At 64.7% G+C, this 18,575-nt stretch carries 16 protein-coding genes and 2 pseudogenes; 14 read left to right on the top strand and 4 right to left on the bottom strand.

The genetic code is table 11. The features are described 5' to 3' along the window. Positions 1-62: 62 nt before the first annotated feature. The 3 genes from E4A53_RS03860 to E4A53_RS03870 all read right to left on the bottom strand — a co-directional run bounded on the left by E4A53_RS03860 (position 63) and on the right by E4A53_RS03870 (position 3,419). On the bottom strand, positions 63-1,199 hold the full coding sequence (locus E4A53_RS03860; RefSeq protein ID WP_136162059.1) for an aminotransferase class I/II-fold pyridoxal phosphate-dependent enzyme: 1,137 nt from the start codon (positions 1,197-1,199) through the stop codon (positions 63-65). 67 nt (positions 1,200-1,266) lie between these two features. Next, positions 1,267-2,640, bottom strand: a complete 1,374-nt coding sequence (locus tag E4A53_RS03865) for a glutamate--cysteine ligase (protein ID WP_136161814.1) — start codon at positions 2,638-2,640, stop codon at positions 1,267-1,269. A 35-nt stretch (positions 2,641-2,675) separates the two neighbouring features. Then, a complete protein-coding gene (locus tag E4A53_RS03870; RefSeq protein ID WP_136161815.1) occupies positions 2,676-3,419 on the bottom strand; it encodes a 16S rRNA (uracil(1498)-N(3))-methyltransferase in 744 nt (247 codons plus the stop codon). A 316-nt stretch (positions 3,420-3,735) separates the two neighbouring features. Between E4A53_RS03870 and E4A53_RS03875 the strand changes: the two genes are divergently transcribed. From E4A53_RS03875 to E4A53_RS03930, 12 genes and pseudogenes are all read left to right on the top strand, one after another. Beyond that, positions 3,736-4,305 (top strand): outer membrane protein, encoded by a 570-nt coding sequence (locus E4A53_RS03875; protein WP_136161816.1) that lies wholly within the window; start codon positions 3,736-3,738, stop codon positions 4,303-4,305. 107 nt (positions 4,306-4,412) lie between these two features. Continuing rightward, positions 4,413-5,309: a 4-hydroxybenzoate octaprenyltransferase gene (ubiA, locus tag E4A53_RS03880; RefSeq protein WP_136161817.1), complete on the top strand. Its 897-nt coding sequence runs from the start codon at positions 4,413-4,415 to the stop codon at positions 5,307-5,309. Positions 5,310-5,349: 40 nt separating this feature from the next. Beyond that, positions 5,350-6,696, top strand: a complete 1,347-nt coding sequence (locus tag E4A53_RS03885; protein WP_136161818.1) for a TldD/PmbA family protein — start codon at positions 5,350-5,352, stop codon at positions 6,694-6,696. Then, positions 6,689-7,468, top strand: a complete 780-nt coding sequence (locus E4A53_RS03890; RefSeq protein WP_136161819.1) for an inositol monophosphatase family protein — start codon at positions 6,689-6,691, stop codon at positions 7,466-7,468. The genes E4A53_RS03885 and E4A53_RS03890 overlap by 8 nt, the downstream gene beginning before the upstream one ends. Positions 7,469-7,711: 243 nt before the next feature. Next, complete coding sequence (locus E4A53_RS03895; protein ID WP_136161820.1) at positions 7,712-8,074, top strand: ArsR/SmtB family transcription factor; 363 nt, start codon at positions 7,712-7,714, stop codon at positions 8,072-8,074. After that, the gene (locus tag E4A53_RS03900) at positions 8,067-8,606 is read left to right on the top strand and encodes an arsenate reductase ArsC (protein ID WP_136161821.1); all 540 of its coding nucleotides are present in this window, start codon (positions 8,067-8,069) and stop codon (positions 8,604-8,606) included. The genes E4A53_RS03895 and E4A53_RS03900 overlap by 8 nt, the downstream gene beginning before the upstream one ends. A gap of 8 nt (positions 8,607-8,614) precedes the next feature. Then, positions 8,615-9,040, top strand: coding sequence for an arsenate reductase (glutaredoxin) (gene arsC, locus E4A53_RS03905; RefSeq protein ID WP_136161822.1), 426 nt, complete (start codon positions 8,615-8,617; stop codon positions 9,038-9,040). A 9-nt stretch (positions 9,041-9,049) separates the two neighbouring features. Next, positions 9,050-10,105: an ACR3 family arsenite efflux transporter gene (gene arsB, locus E4A53_RS03910; RefSeq protein WP_136161823.1), complete on the top strand. Its 1,056-nt coding sequence runs from the start codon at positions 9,050-9,052 to the stop codon at positions 10,103-10,105. After that, positions 10,105-10,824 (top strand): arsenical resistance protein ArsH, encoded by a 720-nt coding sequence (arsH, locus tag E4A53_RS03915; protein ID WP_136161824.1) that lies wholly within the window; start codon positions 10,105-10,107, stop codon positions 10,822-10,824. Before arsB ends, arsH begins: the two co-directional genes overlap by 1 nt. Positions 10,825-11,366: 542 nt before the next feature. Then, a complete protein-coding gene (locus tag E4A53_RS03920) occupies positions 11,367-12,722 on the top strand; it encodes an IS1380-like element IS1247 family transposase (protein WP_078527637.1) in 1,356 nt (451 codons plus the stop codon). A 261-nt stretch (positions 12,723-12,983) separates the two neighbouring features. Next, on the top strand, positions 12,984-13,799 hold the full coding sequence (sul2, locus tag E4A53_RS03925; protein WP_001043260.1) for a sulfonamide-resistant dihydropteroate synthase Sul2: 816 nt from the start codon (positions 12,984-12,986) through the stop codon (positions 13,797-13,799). An 86-nt stretch (positions 13,800-13,885) separates the two neighbouring features. Next, positions 13,886-14,128, top strand: a pseudogene (locus E4A53_RS03930) (phosphoglucosamine mutase); the annotation flags it as partial. A 235-nt stretch (positions 14,129-14,363) separates the two neighbouring features. Here E4A53_RS03930 and E4A53_RS03940 read toward each other — a convergent pair. Further along, a pseudogene (locus tag E4A53_RS03940) lies at positions 14,364-14,717 on the bottom strand (IS91 family transposase); the annotation flags it as partial. A gap of 210 nt (positions 14,718-14,927) precedes the next feature. On the opposite strand from E4A53_RS03940, the gene E4A53_RS03945 reads away from it, so the two are divergent. After that, positions 14,928-16,751, top strand: coding sequence for an ATP-dependent nuclease (locus tag E4A53_RS03945; protein ID WP_136161825.1), 1,824 nt, complete (start codon positions 14,928-14,930; stop codon positions 16,749-16,751). Next, positions 16,732-18,528: an ATP-dependent helicase gene (locus E4A53_RS03950; RefSeq protein ID WP_136161826.1), complete on the top strand. Its 1,797-nt coding sequence runs from the start codon at positions 16,732-16,734 to the stop codon at positions 18,526-18,528. The genes E4A53_RS03945 and E4A53_RS03950 overlap by 20 nt, the downstream gene beginning before the upstream one ends. Positions 18,529-18,575 lie beyond the last annotated feature (47 nt).

Consider the following 18,575-nt stretch of genomic DNA (forward strand, 5'->3'; position numbering starts at 1 on the left):
CGCATATAAGCCTGTTGCCCCGCGACGGCAAGCGCGAACTCGCACGCGGCGCAACGGCCCGGTCAGCGGCGGTTCTGCTGCGCGAACCACGGCGCCATCCGCGCCAGCGCGTCCTCCACCTGTGCCGTCGACACCGCGAAGCTGAACCGCATGAAGCGGTGGCCGTCGACCGGGTCGAAATCGATGCCCGGCGCCGTCGCCACCCCGGTCGCCTCCAGCAGCCGGGTACAGAAGGCGAGGCTGTCGTCGGTCAGATGGCCGATGTCGGCATAGATGTAGAATGCGCCGTCGGGCGGCGCGATCCGGGTCAGGCCGAGCGCCGGCAGCCGGTCGAGCAGCAGGTCGCGGTTGCGGCGGTAGCTGGCGATATGCCCCTCCAACTCGTCGCGGCAATCGAACGCCGCCAGCCCGGCATGCTGGCTGAGCGACGGCGGGGTCAGGAACAGATTGCCCATCCGCGCCCGTGCCGCCGCGACCAGCGCCGGCGGCACCACCAGCCAGCCGAGCCGCCAGCCGGCCATGCTGAAATATTTGGAGAAGCTGCTGATGACCAGCGCGTCCGGCATCTCCTCCAGCAGCGAGCGCGCCGGGCCGACATAGCTGAGGCCGTGGTAGATCTCGTCCGACAGCACGCGGATGCCCCGGTCGCGGCAGACGGCGGCGATCGCGCGCAGTTCGTCCTCGGGGATGATCGTGCCGGTCGGGTTGGCCGGGCTGGCGACGATCACCCCATCCGGCGCCGGGTCGAGCGCGGCCAGCGCCGCCGCCGAAAGCTGGAACCGCTCCGCCGCGCCGCACGCAATTTCCACCGGCGTGATGTGCAGCGCCTTCAGCGTGTTGCGATAGGCGACATAGCCCGGCCGGGCGAGCGCCACCCGCGCGCCGGGCGCGAACATGCAACTAAGCGCCAGCACCAGCGCCGGCGACGCGCCGCAGGTGAGGATGATCTGCTCCGGGTCGACGGCGACGCCGTGGCGTTCGCGGTACAGGCCGGCGATCCGCGCCTTCAGCTCCGGGCTTTCCCAATAGCCCATGCCGTCGCTGTCGAGGATGCGGTGGGCGACCGCGATCGCCCCAGCCGGCGCGCCGGTCGACGGCTGGCCGAACTCCATGTGGATCACTGGCGCGCCCTGTGCCGCCATGCGATGCGCCAGCCGGCTGATCGCAATTGCATGGAACGGGTCGATCTCGACCGGCATCACGCTCATCACCGCACTCCCACGCATCCCCCAACCCGGTCCGCCGTCGGACAAGCGGCGGCGCCGATCAGAAACTGTAGCTGTCGTAGACCTTGCTCAGGTCGCCGGCCCATTCGCCATTATACAGGTCAAGCAGGCGCTGGGCGGGGACCTTGCCGCTGGCGACGTTGCGGCGCAGCGGCTCCAGGAAGCCCGCCTCGCTGTCGCCGCCGCCGTCGAGCCGTGCACGGGCGTTGAGGCCGGCGCTGGCGATGTCGAGCACCGTGCCGGCGATGTCGCCGAGCGTGCCGCCACCGGGGGCCGGCGCGTCCAGCGCCAGTTTCGGCACGGCGTCGCGCAGCGCCTGCCGTTCGTCCAGCGTCCAGTGGCGGACCAGGTCCCAGGCTGCATCCAGCGCGGTGCCGTCGTACAGCAGGCCGACCCACAGCGCCGGCAGCGCGCAGATCTTGTTCCACGGCCCGCCGTCGGCGCCGCGCATCTCCAGGAAGGTCTTCAGCCGCACTTCCGGGAAGGCGGTCGACAAATGGTCGGCCCAGTCGGACAGGCGCGGCAGCTCTCCGGGCAGCGCCGGCAGTCGGCCGTCGAGGAAATCGCGGAAGCTCTGGCCGGCGACGTCGATATACTTGCCGTCGCGGAACACGAAATACATCGGCACGTCGAGCGCATAGTCGGCGTAGCGTTCGTAGCCGAAGCCGTCCTCGAACACGAAAGGCAGCATGCCGGTGCGCGCCGGATCGGTATCCGACCAGATATGGCTGCGGTAGCTGAGCAGGCCGTTCGGCTTGCCTTCGGTGAACGGCGAATTGGCGAACAGCGCCGTCGCCAGCGGCTGCAACGCCAGGCCGACGCGGAACTTCTTCACCATGTCCGCTTCGGACTGGTAGTCGAGATTGACCTGGATCGTGCAGGTCCGCAGCATCATGTCGAGGCCCATCGAGCCGACGCGCGGCATGTGGTTCAGCATGATCGCGTAGCGACCCTTGGGCATGATCGGCAATTCGTCGCGCCGCTTGTCCGGCCACATGCCGAGGCCGAGGAAGCCGAGGCCAAGCTCGTCGCCGACCGCCTTGACCTGTTGCAGATGGCGGCCGGTCTCGGCGCAGGTCTGGTGCAGATTGTCGAGCGGCGCGCCGGACAGTTCAAGCTGGCCGGCCGGTTCCAGGCTGACCGTGCCGTCCGGGCCGGCGAGGGCGATGACGACGCCGTTCTCCTCGATCGGCCGCCAGCCGAAACGGGTCAGGCCCATCAACAGGTCGCGGATGCCGCCCGGCTCCGCATAGGACGGGGCGCGATGGTCCGCCTTGCGGTAGACGAACTTCTCGTGCTCGGTGCCGATCCGCCAGCGATCCGGCGCCTTCTCGCCGCCGGCGAAATAGGCGACGAGCTGGTCCCGGCCGGTGATGACCGGATCGTTGCCGCTCGATTCTTCCCGCGTGCTCATAGCGCGGCTCTAGGCGGTCGCGCGCGGCGTGAAAATCATTTTATCCAGTCCCCCGCCGCCGCCATCCACAGCGCGACGGCGGCGACGGCGGCGGTATCCGCGCGCAGGATGCGCGGACCAAGCGACACCGCAACGGCCGCCGGCACGGCGCGGATCGCCGCCCGTTCCTCCGCGGTGAAGCCGCCTTCCGGCCCGATCAGGATCGCCGCCGCGCCGGGCCGGGCGACCTCGGCCAGCGGGGCGCCGCCTTCCTCGTCGGCGAAATAGAGCGCGCGGCCGGCCGGCCAGGCGGCGAGCAGCGCTGGAAGCGGAGTCAGCGGCGCCAGGTCCGGCAGGGCGGTGCGCTCGCACTGCTCGGCCGCCTCGACCATATGGGCGCGCAGCCTCTCGGCGTTCAGCCGGTCGACGACGGTGCGGCGGGTGGCGACCGGGACCAGCCGGGCGACGCCCAGCTCGGTCGCCTTTTCCGCCACCCAGTCGATCCGCCCGCGCTTGATCGGCGCGGCGCACAGCCACAGGTCGGGCACCGCCTCGCGCGGGGCAAGTTGCGCGCCGATCGTCAGGGTCAGCGCCCGCCGGCTCGCCTCGGCAACCGTCGCCAGCCATTCGCCGCTCTGGTCGTCGAACAGCCGGACCGGCGCGCCCGGCTTCGCCCGCATCACCGCCAGCAGGTAATGCGCCTGCGCCCCGTCCACGGTCAGCGTCGCACCGGCGGCGAGCGCGGTGTCGACGAACAGGCGCGGCGTGCTGTCCGGCGGCCAGGCGGGGGTGGCGGGCATGACCGCCCCTTAATAGCTTTTCCGGCCATGGGGAATCACCCGGCGCGCGGTTCGGAGAAAGTTGGGAAAGGGGGAGGTCCGAGCCTGGGCCGGGAGGACGGATAGCGGGCGCGGCCATGCGACCCGACCCGGCACCCCGGCGCAGGCCGGGATCCGCCGCCTGTGGAGCGGCCAACCGCCGAATACCGCCAGCGGATGCAAACTCTGCACTTAGTAGGTTGCAATAAGCAATCGATCTCCCATTGTAACCGATCGGTACGCCCCCTAGATCGCTGTCACCCGGTTCGGGGAAAAGACGTAAAAATAAGGATTTGATATGTTTCGCAACGCAATTCTCGCGGCGTCCGCGCTCGCCCTCGCCACATCGGCCGCCACGGCGGCCCAGGCCGCGACGGAAACCGGCCCCTATGTCGGCGTCGCCGCGACCGTCGACGCGACCAATGCCGATCTCGGCGTGGTCGACAGCCTTGGCGCGACCGGCGTCGGCGCATCCGCCTTCGCCGGCTACAACATCGCGCTCGGCAACGGACTGTTCGTCGCGCCGGAGGCCAATATCGACCTGAACAGCGTCGAGGCGAAGGTGGCTGACGGCACCGACGTGCTGCGCGCCAAGGCCCGCTGGGGCTGGGGCGTCGGCGCCCGTGTCGGCTACGACCTGTCCGACAGCACCGCCGGCTATCTGCGCGCCGGCTATGCCCGCAACCAGATCAAGGTTGTCACCAACGGCATCGCCGACAAGGCGTGGGGTGACGGCGTCCGCGTCGGCGGCGGCGTCGAGACCCGCCTCGCCCCGCAGCTGCGGCTGCGCGCCGAGTACAACTACGTGAACTACGAAAAGGGCGTCAGCAACAACCAGGGCCTTGTCGGCCTGGTCTACGGCTTCTGACCCGATCGTAACGCGACGGAAGGGCCGGGCGGCAGCGCCCGGCCCTTTTCGTGCGGGCGGCCGGCGGCCCGCTTCCCACCGGAAGCAGACACACTCTAAGAGGGGGCATGGCCGACTCCCTTCCCGATACCGAGCATCATGCGCTGGCACGCGGCAGCGCGCTGCGCCCCTATATCCTGCTCGCCCGGCTCGATCGGCCGATCGGCTGGTGGCTGCTCTACTGGCCCTGCACCTGGGGGGTGGCGCTGGCCGGCGGCGCCTTCGCGCGGTTCGACCTGATCCTGTGGATGCTGCTCGGCGCGGTCGCGATGCGCGGCGCCGGCTGCGTCTATAACGACATCGTCGACCGCGACCTCGACGCGCGGGTGGCGCGGACGCGTGGCCGCCCGCTGGCGAGCGGCGCAGTCAGCCTGAAGGCCGCGTGGGCCTGGCTGGCGCTGCTCTGCCTGATCGGGCTGGTCGTGCTGCTGCAACTGCCGCCCTTCGCCGCCGCCGTCGCGGTGGCAAGCCTGGCGCTGGTCGCCGCTTATCCGTTCATGAAGCGGATCACCTGGTGGCCGCAGGCCTGGCTGGGGCTGGTATTTTCCTGGGGTGCGCTGGTCGGCTGGGCGGCGGTGGCCGGCACGCTCACCGCGCCGGCGCTGCTGCTCTATGCCGGCGCGATCGCCTGGGTGATCGGCTATGACACCATCTATGCGCTGCAGGATCGCGAGGACGACGCGCTGATCGGCGTGCGCTCCTCCGCGCTCCGGCTCGGCCGCCATGTCCGCGCCGGGGTCGGCGGCTTCTACGCGCTGGCGCTGCTGCTGTGGAGCGGCGCGATCTGGCTGGTCCGGCCCGATCCGCTGGCGGTGGTCGCGCTCGCCCCGGCGGCGGCGCATCTTGGCTGGCAGGTGGTCGCGCTCCGCGTCGACGACGGCGCCGACGCGCTCGCCAAATTCCGGTCCAACCGCTTCGCCGGGGTGCTGGTGTTTCTCGCCTGCGTCGTCGTCGGCACCGCTTGAGGCGATTGCCCCGGCGGCGTCCTCCGCCTAAGTCCCGCTGATGTTGACCCCCGAAGACGCCCGCGCCCGCGCCGCCGATCTGGTCGCCGCCGCCCGCCGCGCCGGCGCCGATGCCGCCGACGCCCTCTATGCCGGCGAAGCCTCCACCCAGGTGCAGGTCCGGCTCGGCGCGCTGGAGGATGTCCAGCGTTCCGAAAGCGAGGAGATCGGCCTGCGTCTGTTCGTCGGCCGCCGTTCGGCCAGCGTGTCGTCGTCCGACCTGTCGGCACCGGCGCTGGCGGCGCTGGTTGAGCGGGCGGTGGCGATGGCGCGCGAGGCGCCGGAGGATGCCTATGCCGGGCTGGCGCCGGAGGACCGGCTGCTGCGCGAGGCGCCGCCGGCGCTCGACCTCGACGACGGCATCCTGCCCGATCCGGCGGCGCTGAAGGCGCGCGCGCTTGCGGCGGAGGACGCGGCCCGCGCCGTCGCCGGCGTCAGCAACAGCGAGGGCGGCGGCGCCAGCGCCGGGCGGACGACCATGGCGCTGGCGACCAGCGGCGGCTTCACCGGCGCCTATGCGCTGAGCGGCCACGGCGTATCGGCCAGCGTCATCGCCGGCGAAGGGGCCGGCATGGAACGCGACGGCGCCTGGCATTCGACCCGCCATCTCGCCGATCTGGAAGCGGCGGAGGCGATCGGCCGCCGCGCCGGCGAACGGGCGGTGGCGCGGCTCAGCCCGGCCAAGTTCGCCGGCGGCGCGATGCCGGTGCTGTTCGACCCGCGTGTCGGCGGCAGCCTGGTCGGCCATCTGCTCGGCGCGATCAGCGGCAGCGCGGTGGCGCGGCGGACCAGCTTCCTGCTCGACAAGCTGGGCGAACCGGTCTGCGCGCCCGCCATCACCATCGTCGAGGATCCGCACCGGCCGCGCGGCCTGCGTTCCCGCCCGTTCGACGGCGAAGGCCTGCCGACCCGGCCCGGCCGGATCGTCGACGCCGGAGTGCTGACCGGCTGGCTGATGGACAGCGCCGCTGCCCGCCAGCTCGGCCTGGCGCCAACCGGCCATGCCAGCCGCGGCATCGGCGGGCCGCCCGGCGTCAGCGCCGCCAACCTGCACATCGTGCCGGGCGGCGTGTCGCGCGCCGGGATGATCGCCGGGATCAAGGACGGGCTGCTCGTCACCCACCTGATCGGCCAGGGGGTCAACGGCGTGACCGGCGACTACAGCCGCGGCGCCTCCGGCTTCCTGATCCGCGACGGCGCGATCGGCCCGGCGGTGACCGAAGTGACGATCGCCGGCAACCTGAAGGCGATGCTGCTGGCGATGACACCGGCCGACGACCTGGAGCGCCGCTACGGCATCGACGTGCCGACCCTGCGCGTCGACGGGATGACCGTCGCCTATGGCTGAGGCGCTGGCTGACCGGGTCGCGGCGGTCGCGGCAGAGGCAGGGGCGATGGCGCTCGCCCGCCAGCAGGAAGGGTTCGAGCGGTGGGAAAAGGCGGCGGGCGAGCCGGTCTGCCAGGTCGACCTCGACGCCGACCGGCTGATCCGCGACCGGCTGAGCGCGATCGACCCGGAGGCCGGCTGGCTGTCGGAAGAGACCCGCGACAGCCCCGAACGGCTGACCCGCGCCCGGCTGTGGGTGGTCGACCCGATCGACGGCACCCGCGACTATCTGCGCGGCCGCACCGGCTGGGCGGTGTCGATCGCGCTGGTCGCGGACGGACAGCCGGTGATCGGCGTGCTCGCCGCGCCCGGCCGAGGCGAACATTGGCGAGCTGAGGCCGGCAAGGGCGCGTGGCGCAACGGCGTGCCGATCCGCGCGGCGGCGCGCGCCGAACTGGCCGGCGCCCGCGTGCCGGCCGACAGCCTGCCCCGGGTCGACCGCGATCTCGTCGCGGTGGCCAAGCCCAACTCGATCGCGCTGCGCGTCGCGATGGTCGCCGCCGGCGAGGCCGATCTGGTCGCGTCGGTACGCTGGGGCCATGAATGGGACGTCGCCGCCGCCGCGCTGATCGCCGCCGAAGCAGGCGCGGCGGTCAGCGACGCGCTCGGCCGCCCGCTGCGTTTCAACTCGACCAGCGGCGAGATGTTCGGCGTGCTCGCCAGCGCGCCCGGCATCCACGCCGCCGCGCTCGACCGCCTGCGCGCGCGGGCAGAAGCGGCCCACCCACGCTAGATTTGGAACCGGCCCGCGCCGCCACCGTCGACCGATTCGATATCGCGATGGAAGGAAATTGGTGCGCTGCACCGGGTGAAGATGACAACTTCGTCTACGCTATTCCCCTCCATAGCCCTCCTTAAGGCTGGCAAGGCCGCTGACGCAGCCTCGCTCTGTTAGGCCGTCGAGAATTTCCGCTGGCGTACGGCACAGCTTTGGAGTAGTTATCATCTCAATGATTCTTGAATTGTTGAGATTACAATGAACGAGAAGCAAGCCCTTAATGCCTTTGCAGCACTCTCACAGGAAACGAGGTTGCGCATCGTTCGACTGCTGGTGACTGCCGGCCCGGAAGGCATGCCAGCCGGAGCCATCGGCGATGCGATGGATGGCGCATCTTCGTCCCGTATGTCGTTTCATCTGAGCCATCTCGAACAGGCGGGGCTTGTCGAGTCCCGCCGCGAGGGGCGGTCGATCATCTACAGCGCCGCGCTGACCACGTTGTCCGGCTTGGTCGAATTCCTCATGCGCGATTGCTGTCAGGGCCACCCGGAGGTCTGCAATCCGGCAATGGCGGCATTGTCTTCCTGCTGCGAACCCACGAAAGAAACCTCCCATGTCTGATGGACAAGAGTATCGCGTCTTCAACGTTCTATTCCTCTGCACCGGTAATTCCGCGCGCTCGATTCTCGCGGAAAGCGTCCTGAACAAGGATGGCGAGGGTCGCTTCCGCGCCTTCTCCGCCGGGTCGCAGCCAAAAGGCGAGGTCAATCCCTTTGCGCTGAAGGTGCTGAAGAGCTTCGACTACCCCGCCGAGGGCTTTCGCTCGAAAAACTGGGAAGAGTTCGCCGGCCCAAACGCGCCTGTCATGGATTTCGTGTTCACCGTCTGCGACAACGCCGCCGGCGAAGCCTGCCCGGTCTGGCCCGGACAGCCCATGACCGCGCATTGGGGTATCGAAGACCCGGCGGCCGTCGAGGGGTCGGACATTCAGAAGGAAGCCGCCTTCGTTGCGGCTTTCCGCTACATGAAGAACCGCATCTCGGCCTTCACGTCCCTGCCGGTCGCCAGTCTCGATAAGGCGTCGCTGCGCACAAAGCTGACCGAGATCGGCCAATCCGACGGCGCGTCGTCTCCACGCAACAGTGCAGCGTGAGGCAGGCCATGGATGTCATCATCTATCATAACCCCGATTGCGGCACCTCCCGCAACACGCTGGCGATGATCCGCAATGCGGGCGTCGAGCCGCATGTCATCGAATATCTGAAGACGCCGCCGTCGCGCGAGATGCTGACCCGACTTATTGCGCGCATGGGCATATCGGTGCGGGAACTGCTGCGCGAGAAGGGCACGCCCTATGCGGAACTGGGCCTTGGCGACCCGGCTTTGAGTGACGAGCAGTTGCTCGACGCCATGATGGCGCGCCCCATCCTGATCAACCGACCCATCGTCGTCAGTCCAAAGGGCGTCAAGCTCTGCCGGCCGTCCGAGGACGTGCTCGACCTGTTGCCGCCGCAGCGCGGCGCGTTCATCAAGGAAGATGGCGAGCGGGTGATCGATGAACACGGCCGGCGCGTGGCCACGGCCTGAGGAAATTCCATGTCCACCTTCGAACGCTACCTCACCCTCTGGGTCGCATTGTGCATCGTCGTTGGCATCGGGCTCGGCCACTTGCTGCCGGGCGCATTTCAGGCCATCGGCTCGATGGAAATTGCCAAGGTCAACCTGCCGGTGGCGGTGCTGATCTGGTTGATGGTTATCCCGATGCTGCTCAAGATCGACTTCGCCGCCCTCGGAGAAGTCGGCCGCCACTGGCGCGGCATCGGCGTGACGCTGTTCATCAACTGGGCGGTAAAGCCGTTTTCGATGGCGCTGCTGGGATGGCTGTTCATCGGCTGGTTGTTCCGGCCATATCTGCCGGCGGATCAGATCGACAGCTATATTGCCGGCCTCATCATTCTTGCCGCAGCACCTTGCACGGCCATGGTGTTCGTCTGGTCGAACCTCACAAAGGGTGAGCCGCATTTCACATTGAGCCAGGTCGCCCTCAACGACGCCATCATGGTTGTCGCCTTCGCACCCATCGTCGGCCTGCTGCTGGGGCTGTCCGCCATCACCGTGCCATGGGGCACGCTGGCCCTGTCTGTCGTGCTCTATATCGTCATTCCCGTCATCATTGCGCAGATCATCCGCCGCCGGATGCTGGCGAGCGGCGGGCAGGCAGCGCTCGACCGCCTGCTTGCAAAGCTCGGCCCGGCCTCCCTCGTTGCCCTGCTGGCGACGCTGGTTCTGCTGTTCGGCTTTCAGGGCGAGCAGATCATCGCCCAGCCTGCGATTATCGGCCTGCTGGCCGTGCCGATCCTGATTCAGGTCTATTTCAACTCCGGCCTTGCCTATCTGCTCAACCGGATGGCCGGCGAGCAGCATTGCGTCGCGGGTCCTTCTGCGCTGATCGGGGCGTCGAATTTCTTCGAACTGGCGGTTGCTGCCGCCATCAGCCTGTTCGGCTTTCATTCGGGCGCGGCGCTCGCCACTGTCGTCGGCGTGCTGATCGAAGTGCCGGTGATGCTCTCGGTCGTCTGGATCGTGAACCGCTCCAAAGGCTGGTATGAGCGCGGCGGAAAAGCATCCGAACTCGCGAAAGAGCAGCGTTGATGCCGGACGATCTTCCCAATCTCGACGCCGGTTGCGTTGATATTCCGGGCATTGGCAGGCTGCGCGATGCGACACCCTCTACCCACCCGCCGCGTATCCTGCTGCTTTACGGCTCCCTGCGTGAACGATCCTACAGCCGTTTCCTGACATTCGAGGCCGAGCGTCTGCTGAAACATTTTGGGGCGGAAACACGCATCTTCGATCCACACGGACTGCCGTTGCCGGACGGGGCTGACATCAATCATCCCAAGGTGCAGGAACTGCGCGAACTCTCGCTCTGGTCGGAAGGTCAAGTCTGGACCAGCCCGGAGCGTCACGGTGCGATGAGCGCGGTGATGAAGGCGCAGATCGACTGGATTCCCCTTTCGGTCGGCGCGGTAAGGCCGACGCAAGGCCGGACACTCGCCGTCATGCAGGTCTCCGGCGGCTCGCAGAGCTTTAACGCCGTCAACCAGATGCGGGTGCTCGGCCGCTGGATGCGAATGGTGACGATCCCCAACCAGTCGTCCGTCGCCAAAGCATATCAGGAATTCGATGAAGCCGGCCGGATGAAACCGTCGCCCTACTATGATCGGGTGGTCGATGTGATGGAGGAACTGGTGAAGTTCACGCTGCTGACGCGCGACGTGTCGTCCTACCTGACGGATCGCTATTCCGAGCGAAAGGAGAGTGATGAAGCCTTGGCGCGGCGGATGAACCTGACGGCGGCTTTGATGTAATCGTCTGCCGATAGGGTAATTGGCAGAGCTTGCCGCGCGGTGCCGGGTCGAGCTGAAACTACGTCTACGCCATATCCCTCTAAGGCCCGCTTTTGTTGAACGGCTGAGGCATATGTCCTAGCAGTTACCCTACTGATCTTGGCAACTCGCCTCCCAAGTCAAAATAGGTGAAAACCTCTAAGTTCGAATCCCTCCCGTTCCGCCAAACACCGCCGATTACCCTCTATGGTGCGATATTGCCGCCGATTACCGCATCTCACCGGGTGAGATAGTAAACCGCCGATTCTACACTATAGCCCGATATATCTTGCCAACGGAGATGGCGCTTGCGACCCCATCTCGGACATTCGATGGCCGTTTGCGGATTCCCGAAAGCTGCCCTTCGTACAGCGACTGAGGACGACAAGATTGGGGGCGATCTAGACAGTCTTGATCGTGCTGAAATGTGCCCACATTTCCCAAGTAAGGCGCTGATTTCGCTGTCCTGACCATTATATTTCCTATATAAAACATGGTGTTGAAGGCTGCGAGGGGCGCGTTTCATGGATCACCCAGAGGGTGCGGGCTTGCAACGGGCAGATCGGGTGGATTTCGACCCTCGCGTGCGGCTGGAATTTCGCGGCACGCAGCTCAGTTCCGACGGCGGCCTTCTGGTGATGCGCGAGCTTGATGACGCGCTCGGGTTGTCCGATTTGGCGTCAGCGGCGCTGCGCGATACTCGCTCTGGCAAGAACACGGTCCATCGGCTCGACGGCCTGTTCCGGCAATCAGTCTTTGGGCGGCTGGCCGGATACGAGGATGTCAACGACGCCAACCGTCTCGCCTGCGATCCGGTCATGCGCCAAGTTGTCGGCGGCAGAGCGGTCGATGCACAAGCGGCCTCGGCATCGCAGATGGGACGGTTCGAGACCGAGACGCTGGCTCTGGCCGGGAACCGTGCCGCGCTGGCCGACCTGAACGGGCAATGGATCGACCGGTTCCATGACCGTAACGGGCTGAAGTACATCGTTCTGGACATGGACAGCTCGGTCAGCCCGACCCATGGCGACCAGGAAGGGTCCGCCTGGAATGGCCATTTCGACTGTAGCTGCTATCACCCCAACTTTCTGTTCAACCAGTTCGGGATGCTGGAACGCTGCGCCCTGCGCCATGGCAACGTCCACAGCGCCGATGGCTGGCGTGATGTTCTCGACCCCGTCATTGCGCGCTACGCGGAGCGCGACCTTGGTGGCAGGTTCTTCCGGGCCGATGCTGCCTACGCGATCCCGGCGATCTATGAGCGATTGGAAGAAGCGCGGTTCTTCTACGCCATCCGGCTGCCCGCAAACGCGGTCCTCAAGGACAAGATCGCGCATCGGCTAACGCGCCCTGTCGGGCGGCCGTCACTGACCAAGGTCAAGCGGTTCTTCGAGGAATTCGAGTATCAGGCGGCGTCCTGGGACAAGGAACGCCGGGTGATCGCCAAGATCGAATGGCATCCGGGCGAACTGTTCCCGCGTGTCGGCTTCATCGTCACCAACCTGCCGATGGAGCCGGACTGGGTGGTGCGGTTCTACAACCAGCGCGGCACCGCCGAGCAGCACATCAAAGAGGGCAAATACGCCTTTCGCTGGACGCGGCTGTCGTGCCGGAAGTTCCGCGACAATGAGGTGCGGCTGCAACTGCACGCCCTGGCGTACAACCTGGCCACCTTCTTGCACTGCATCGAGCTGCCCGAGGCCATGGCCGACTGGTCGTTGACCAGCCTGCAACTGAAGCTGATCAAGATCGGGGCACGTGTGGTCCGTCACGCCCGCACCATCACCTTCCAGCTGGCCGAGGTCGCTGTCACCGGCACGATGGTACGCGCCATCCTCGCCGCTATCCGCCGATTGCGAGCGCCACCGCTATGCGCATGATCGCGATCCACGCTCAAACTGAACGAAAGCGGCTGGACAGATCTGTCCGCTGCGCTGAAAAACGCCGCCCCTGGGCAAGGAAACAGCGGCTTCGCGGTCTGATCCGTCCAGATCCAGCAGTCTGCGCGACCGCAGGTGCCGCTTGCGGCAGAAAATCCTTGTCTAGCGCTCGGATACAGGCGATCTTCACCTCAAACGACACGCCACTTGGGGAATGCAGGATGAGACTCATGCTCGATTATTATTATTATAGAAGCCCCCATGAATAAATCGCTCATCATTTTCGGCATCGTCAACATAACCTCGGACAGTTTCTCCGATGGAGGCCGGTATCTGGCGCCAGACGCAGCCATTGCGCAGGCGCGTAAGCTGATGGCCGAGGGGGCAGATGTGATCGACCTCGGTCCGGCATCCAGCAATCCCGACGCCGCGCCTGTTTCGTCCGACACAGAAATCGCGCGTATCGCGCCGGTGCTGGACGCGCTCAAGGCAGATGGCATTCCCGTCTCGCTCGACAGTTATCAACCCGCGACGCAAGCCTATGCCTTGTCGCGTGGTGTGGCCTATCTCAATGATATTCGCGGTTTTCCAGACGCTGCGTTCTATCCGCAATTGGCGAAATCATCTGCCAAACTCGTCGTTATGCATTCGGTGCAAGACGGGCAGGCAGATCGGCGCGAGGCACCCGCTGGCGACATCATGGATCACATTGCGGCGTTCTTTGACGCGCGCATCGCGGCGCTGACGGGTGCCGGTATCAAACGCAACCGCCTTGTCCTTGATCCCGGCATGGGGTTTTTTCTGGGGGCTGCTCCCGAAACCTCGCTCTCGGTGCTGGCGCGGTTCGATGAATTGCGGCTGCGCTTCGATTTGCCGGTGCTTCTGTCTGTTTCGCGCAAATCCTTTCTGCGCGCGCTCACAGGCCGTGGTCCGGGGGATGTCGGGGCCGCGACACTCGCTGCAGAGCTTGCCGCCGCCGCAGGTGGAGCTGACTTCATCCGCACACACGAGCCGCGCCCCTTGCGCGACGGGCTGGCGGTATTGGCGGCGCTGAAAGAAACCGCAAGAATTCGTTAACTGCACATTCGGGATATTTCTCTATATTCGCGGTTCAGCAGGCATGTCCCCTTTGAGGGCGACCCGACGACAGGATAATCGACCTTATGGTGCGCAAATATTTCGGCACAGACGGTATTCGTGGCAAAGCCAACGAAGGCGCGATGACGGCGGAAACCGCCTTGCGCGTCGGCATGGCGGCTGGCCGTGTCTTTCGTCGCGGTGACCACCGCCATCGTGTCGTGATCGGCAAGGATACGCGCCTGTCGGGCTATATGCTTGAACCCGCGCTCACAGCCGGTTTCACCTCGATGGGCATGGACGTATTCCTTTTTGGCCCGCTGCCGACAACGTATAGGAAGAATAAACGCCCTTTTCACCCAAGTCCAACAGCTTTGGACCGCAGTTGACTCTTTCGACACCCCTGCGATGCAACCCAATCCGGCTGACGGGGAGCCAGCAACGCTGAAAATTTACCCTCCTCTTTCCCACTAGCGGCTCCTTTTCCGACAACCAGCACGGCGGATCCCTGCCGCGGCGCTGTGAACGCAGCATTTTGATTGGTATCGTTGGCCTTCAGGCTCGTCAGTCAAACAGACCCAGGAGCAGCTCAGCCGGTGGCGCCCGGCTTTCGGGTAACGCCCTGGTCCCGCTGGTTTCGGCTTTGTGCTTCAGGTGATCAAGGATCTGCTTGATCACTATAGGGTCTTCAATGCAGGCGATGACTTTCATGGCGCCGCCGCAGCCGCTGCAGGTCTCGATGTCGATATTGAAAACACGCTTGAGCCGTTGCGCCCATGTCATCGACGCTCGCCGTTGTGCTGGTGTTGCCGGTTCATCAGCCACCCTGACCTTGTTGCCCCTGCCCCGTTTTGCCGGCGTGACCAACGCCCGGTGCCGACTGTTGGGTGCGAACACCCCGTGGAAGCGGGATAGCGACTTGAGAGATAGTTTTAAAAATGTCCATAATTTCAAGCATCGGATCGCCATTTTCTCTTTATATCTTAGATGATTGCGCGTCATTATAATATCAAACATATGTGGCAATTGCACTGCTTCGAGGCATTATTTATTACGCTCACCGTTTTTCCGGGCATGGCAAATCCTGAATGTGATCATTTATGATATGGGTTGGTAGGAGGGGGCATTATGTATCTGTCGCGAATCAGGATTGAGAATTTCCGCAACTTCCGCGACCTTGATGTCGCGCTTGGCGGTAACATTGTCATTGTCGGCGAAAACCGCGTCGGAAAGAGCAATCTGCTCTTTGGGCTGCGCCTGATCTTCGACCCCTCACTGCCCGATAGCAGCCGGCAGCTCGGTCTCGCCGACTTCTGGGATGGGCTGGAGGAGATCACCGCCGAGACGACCATCACCATCTCGGTGGAGATCAAGGATTTCGAGGAAGACCTCGATGTCCTGGCGGTGCTGACCGACTACCGCCTCGATGACGACCCGGAGACAGTCCGCCTTACCTATCAATTGCGTGCTCAGCCTGGCCTCGATCACGCCCCCGCTAGTGACGACGATTTCTCGTTCGTCTGCTTCGGCGGTGAGGATGAAGCTAAGCGCTTTGGCCATGATCTTCGGCGCCGCATCACGATGGACCTTTTGCCGGCGCTTCGGGACGCCGAGGGGGACCTTGCCGCTTGGCGCCGGTCGCCACTTCGTCCTCTCGTAGAGGATGCGTTCATCGGCATCGACAAGGAAGCGCTCAAAGAAATCGGAGACAAGATCGCGGAGGCAAGCGCTACGGCGATTGACTTCGACGAGGTGAAGGCGCTCGAAGCCAGCATCGCAGAGCTGTTTTTGGCAATGGCGGGATCGAAGCAGGATGTGCATCCATCACTTGGATTCAGCGCGACCGACGCCACGCGCATCAATCGTCAGATCCGGCTGCTGATAGATGAGGGGCGGCGCGGCGTCGCCGACGCCAGCCTGGGTTCGGCAAATCTCATCTTTCTCACGCTCAAACTGCTCGATCTTCAGCGCTTGATCGCTGCCAACAAGCGCGACCAGTCATTGCTCGCGATCGAGGAGCCGGAGGCGCACCTCCATCCACACCTCCAGCGCTTGGTCTATAAGCATCTGTTTGAGACGATCGTCGATGGCGAACACGGTGTCGATGACAACGATGACGGGGAGGCTGCCGGGCCGCTTTCGGTCATTTTGACCACCCACTCGCCGCATATCGCAAGCGTCGCACCGCTAGGGTCTCTCCTGCTTCTTCGGTCGCACTTGAACGAGGGAACGAGGGGATACTCGACCGCCGAAGCCGACTTCACCAAAGCCGACACCGAAGATCTCGAACGATATCTCGATGTCACCCGCGCGGAGATGGTCTTCGCGCGCGGCGTCATCCTCGTCGAAGGTGACGCGGAGCGGTTTCTGATCCCGGCATTTGCCGAGGATATGGACATCTCCCTCGACGAGCATGGCGTGTCGGTCTGCTCGGTTGCCGGGACCAACTTCCAGCCCTATGTGAAGCTACTCTGCGCCTTGGGCATCCCATTCTCTATCATCACCGATTATGACGAAGTGGACGAGAAACCCCGCGCTTACAATCGGGCGCTCAAGCTCGTTCGTATCATCGACGAGGCCGCTGGCGGTGAGGATACCGATGCAGTGGTCAAAGCCATCAAGGACAAAAAGACTTGGGGCGAGACATTTGCCGAAATCCAGAAGTTTGGCATCTTCGTGAACTGGAGCACACTCGAGACCGAGCTGTTCGAGGGAGACTATGCTCAGGAAATGATCGACACCCTCCGCGAGCATAACTTTAGCGCCGAGCGCAAGGCGATCCTCGACGGATGGGAAGCGAAGCCGAAGGCTTTCGACGCTGATGAACTGCTCAAGATGATCGAACAGATGGGCAAGGGCCGGTTCGCGCAAAGATTAGCGACGCGCGCGCCTGGCAAGCTCGTGCCCGACTATATTGCGGATGCGATCAATCATGTCGTCGGTCTCGTTTAACCGGGCTCTCTATCTCAAGGGGGCAGAAGATCTGCGTCCCAACGAGAAGCAGTGGCAGGCCTATGAATCGACCGGGCATTGCGTACTGCTGGCTGGGCCAGGCAGCGGCAAGACCAAGACGCTGACGGTCAAACTCGCCAGAATGCTCAGCGAGGATGTGGACGAGCCACGCGGTATTGCCTGTATCACCTACAATAACGAATGTGCACGCGAGCTCGAAAGCCGCTTGGAAGCGCTCGGCATCGCACCGGGCGGACGCGTCTTTATCGGAACTGTTCACTCATTCTCACTCACACAAATTCTGCTGCCCTACGCCAGGGTGGCCGGGCTGGGCCTGCCTGACGAATTCACGGTGGCGACCCGGCAGCAGACTCGAGCTGCATTGGCTGCCGCTCATGCGAAAGTCATAGGTGGGCCGGAGAACCCGCAGAACTGGGACATTCGGGTCGGCCGTCATCGGCGCCGGTTCCTCAATCGCGAGCGGCCGGAGTGGAGAACGCTCGACCCGCAGCTCACCGAACTCGTCGAGGCGTATGAGGCCGAACTTCGCGCTCTCCGGCTGATAGATTTTGACGACATGCCGCTCCTCGCGGTGCGTGCCCTTGCTGCCAACAAGTGGCTTCGAACGGCGATGGTGGCGAAATATCCAATCCTAGCCGTAGACGAGTATCAGGACTTGGGCCGTGCGCTCCACGGTATGGTGATGGGCCTCTGCTTCAGCGCGGGCATGCGGTTGTTAGCGGTCGGCGATGTCGACCAGTCGATCTATGGCTTTACCGGCGCAACGCCAGAGCTGCTGCGACGACTGTCCGAGCGCGATGACGTCGAGACGGTGCGGCTAGGTCTCAACTATCGCTGCGGCTCGCGAATCGTCAGTGCGTCCGAATATGCGCTCGGAGAGAACCGAGGCTACAAGGCGCCAGACGGTGCCCATGAAGGAACGATCTATTTTCACCCCTGTACAGGGGGCTATGCCGGGCACGCACGATATCTCGTCGAGGAGCTGATCCCGGAGATCTGCGAGCGTCGGTCTGACATCAATCTCGGAGAGATCGCGGTGCTGTATCCTGCGGCATTCCTTGGCGATGAGGTTACCAATGCGGCTGCAGAACATGGCTATTCCGTGATACGGACCGACGGCAACGCACTGTATCCGCGCGGCAGCAGGTTGATGCGATGGCTAGAGCAATGCGCAATGTGGTGCTGTGGGGGTTGGCGATCAGGGACGCCTCGGTTGTCTCGTGTGGTAAGCGAAGGCATCAGGCTGTTCCGCGAAACCATAACCGATGAGGATGAGCGGCTCACCTTCCAGCGCGACCTCACCGCAGCGTTATGGGATCGGCGGGACGAGACGCTCAGCCTCTCCGATTGGCTGGCAGCTCTGCGCGACGACATCATTCGACCCCGGGTCGATCTCACCCGATCACTCACTGATGAATACGGGACACTAAACGACTTTCTCGCGCGTATCGGTCCAGCCGGCGATGTCGATGATTTTCCGTTAGGTGAGTTCGCGGGAATCGGGAGCGGCCTCGATCGTCTCAATCTGTCGACGCTGCACAGCGCCAAGGGGCGCGAATTCGATGTGGTGATCCTGTTCGGCGCGGAGGAAGGCCGATTGCCGCGTAGCAATGCCACGGAGAACGACGTCCGTGAGGCTCGACGCCTCTTCTATGTCGGCTTCACACGCGCGAGGCATGAGATCCATCTCGTGCATGGGCAGCACAATCCGTCGCGCTTCGTGACAGAAGTCCAGGAGCGCCTCGAAGGTGAATGAGCTTGTCAGGCTGCTCAAGTACAGAAATGCTAGCCGACAAACTCCGA

Origin of the sequence: Sphingomonas flavalba, from assembly GCF_004796535.1 — a bacterium.
Lineage (GTDB): Bacteria > Pseudomonadota > Alphaproteobacteria > Sphingomonadales > Sphingomonadaceae > Sphingomonas_L > Sphingomonas_L flavalba.

Excerpts from the sequence above, each read along its gene's own strand:
- E4A53_RS03920 (WP_078527637.1), top strand. The coding sequence starts at position 11,367 with ATGGATCACCCAGAGGGTGCGGGCTTGCAACGGGCAGATCGGGTGGAT.
- arsH (WP_136161824.1), top strand. The coding sequence starts at position 10,105 with ATGCCGGACGATCTTCCCAATCTCGACGCCGGTTGCGTTGATATTCCG.
- E4A53_RS03890 (WP_136161819.1), top strand. The coding sequence starts at position 6,689 with ATGGCTGAGGCGCTGGCTGACCGGGTCGCGGCGGTCGCGGCAGAGGCA.
- sul2 (WP_001043260.1), top strand. The coding sequence starts at position 12,984 with ATGAATAAATCGCTCATCATTTTCGGCATCGTCAACATAACCTCGGAC.
- E4A53_RS03945 (WP_136161825.1), top strand. The coding sequence starts at position 14,928 with ATGTATCTGTCGCGAATCAGGATTGAGAATTTCCGCAACTTCCGCGAC.
- E4A53_RS03900 (WP_136161821.1), top strand. The coding sequence starts at position 8,067 with ATGTCTGATGGACAAGAGTATCGCGTCTTCAACGTTCTATTCCTCTGC.
- E4A53_RS03895 (WP_136161820.1), top strand. The coding sequence starts at position 7,712 with ATGAACGAGAAGCAAGCCCTTAATGCCTTTGCAGCACTCTCACAGGAA.
- arsC (WP_136161822.1), top strand. The coding sequence starts at position 8,615 with ATGGATGTCATCATCTATCATAACCCCGATTGCGGCACCTCCCGCAAC.
- E4A53_RS03860 (WP_136162059.1), bottom strand. The coding sequence starts at position 1,199 with ATGCCGGTCGAGATCGACCCGTTCCATGCAATTGCGATCAGCCGGCTG.
- E4A53_RS03870 (WP_136161815.1), bottom strand. The coding sequence starts at position 3,419 with ATGCCCGCCACCCCCGCCTGGCCGCCGGACAGCACGCCGCGCCTGTTC.
- E4A53_RS03875 (WP_136161816.1), top strand. The coding sequence starts at position 3,736 with ATGTTTCGCAACGCAATTCTCGCGGCGTCCGCGCTCGCCCTCGCCACA.
- E4A53_RS03865 (WP_136161814.1), bottom strand. The coding sequence starts at position 2,640 with ATGAGCACGCGGGAAGAATCGAGCGGCAACGATCCGGTCATCACCGGC.
- arsB (WP_136161823.1), top strand. The coding sequence starts at position 9,050 with ATGTCCACCTTCGAACGCTACCTCACCCTCTGGGTCGCATTGTGCATC.
- ubiA (WP_136161817.1), top strand. The coding sequence starts at position 4,413 with ATGGCCGACTCCCTTCCCGATACCGAGCATCATGCGCTGGCACGCGGC.
- E4A53_RS03950 (WP_136161826.1), top strand. The coding sequence starts at position 16,732 with ATGTCGTCGGTCTCGTTTAACCGGGCTCTCTATCTCAAGGGGGCAGAA.
- E4A53_RS03885 (WP_136161818.1), top strand. The coding sequence starts at position 5,350 with ATGTTGACCCCCGAAGACGCCCGCGCCCGCGCCGCCGATCTGGTCGCC.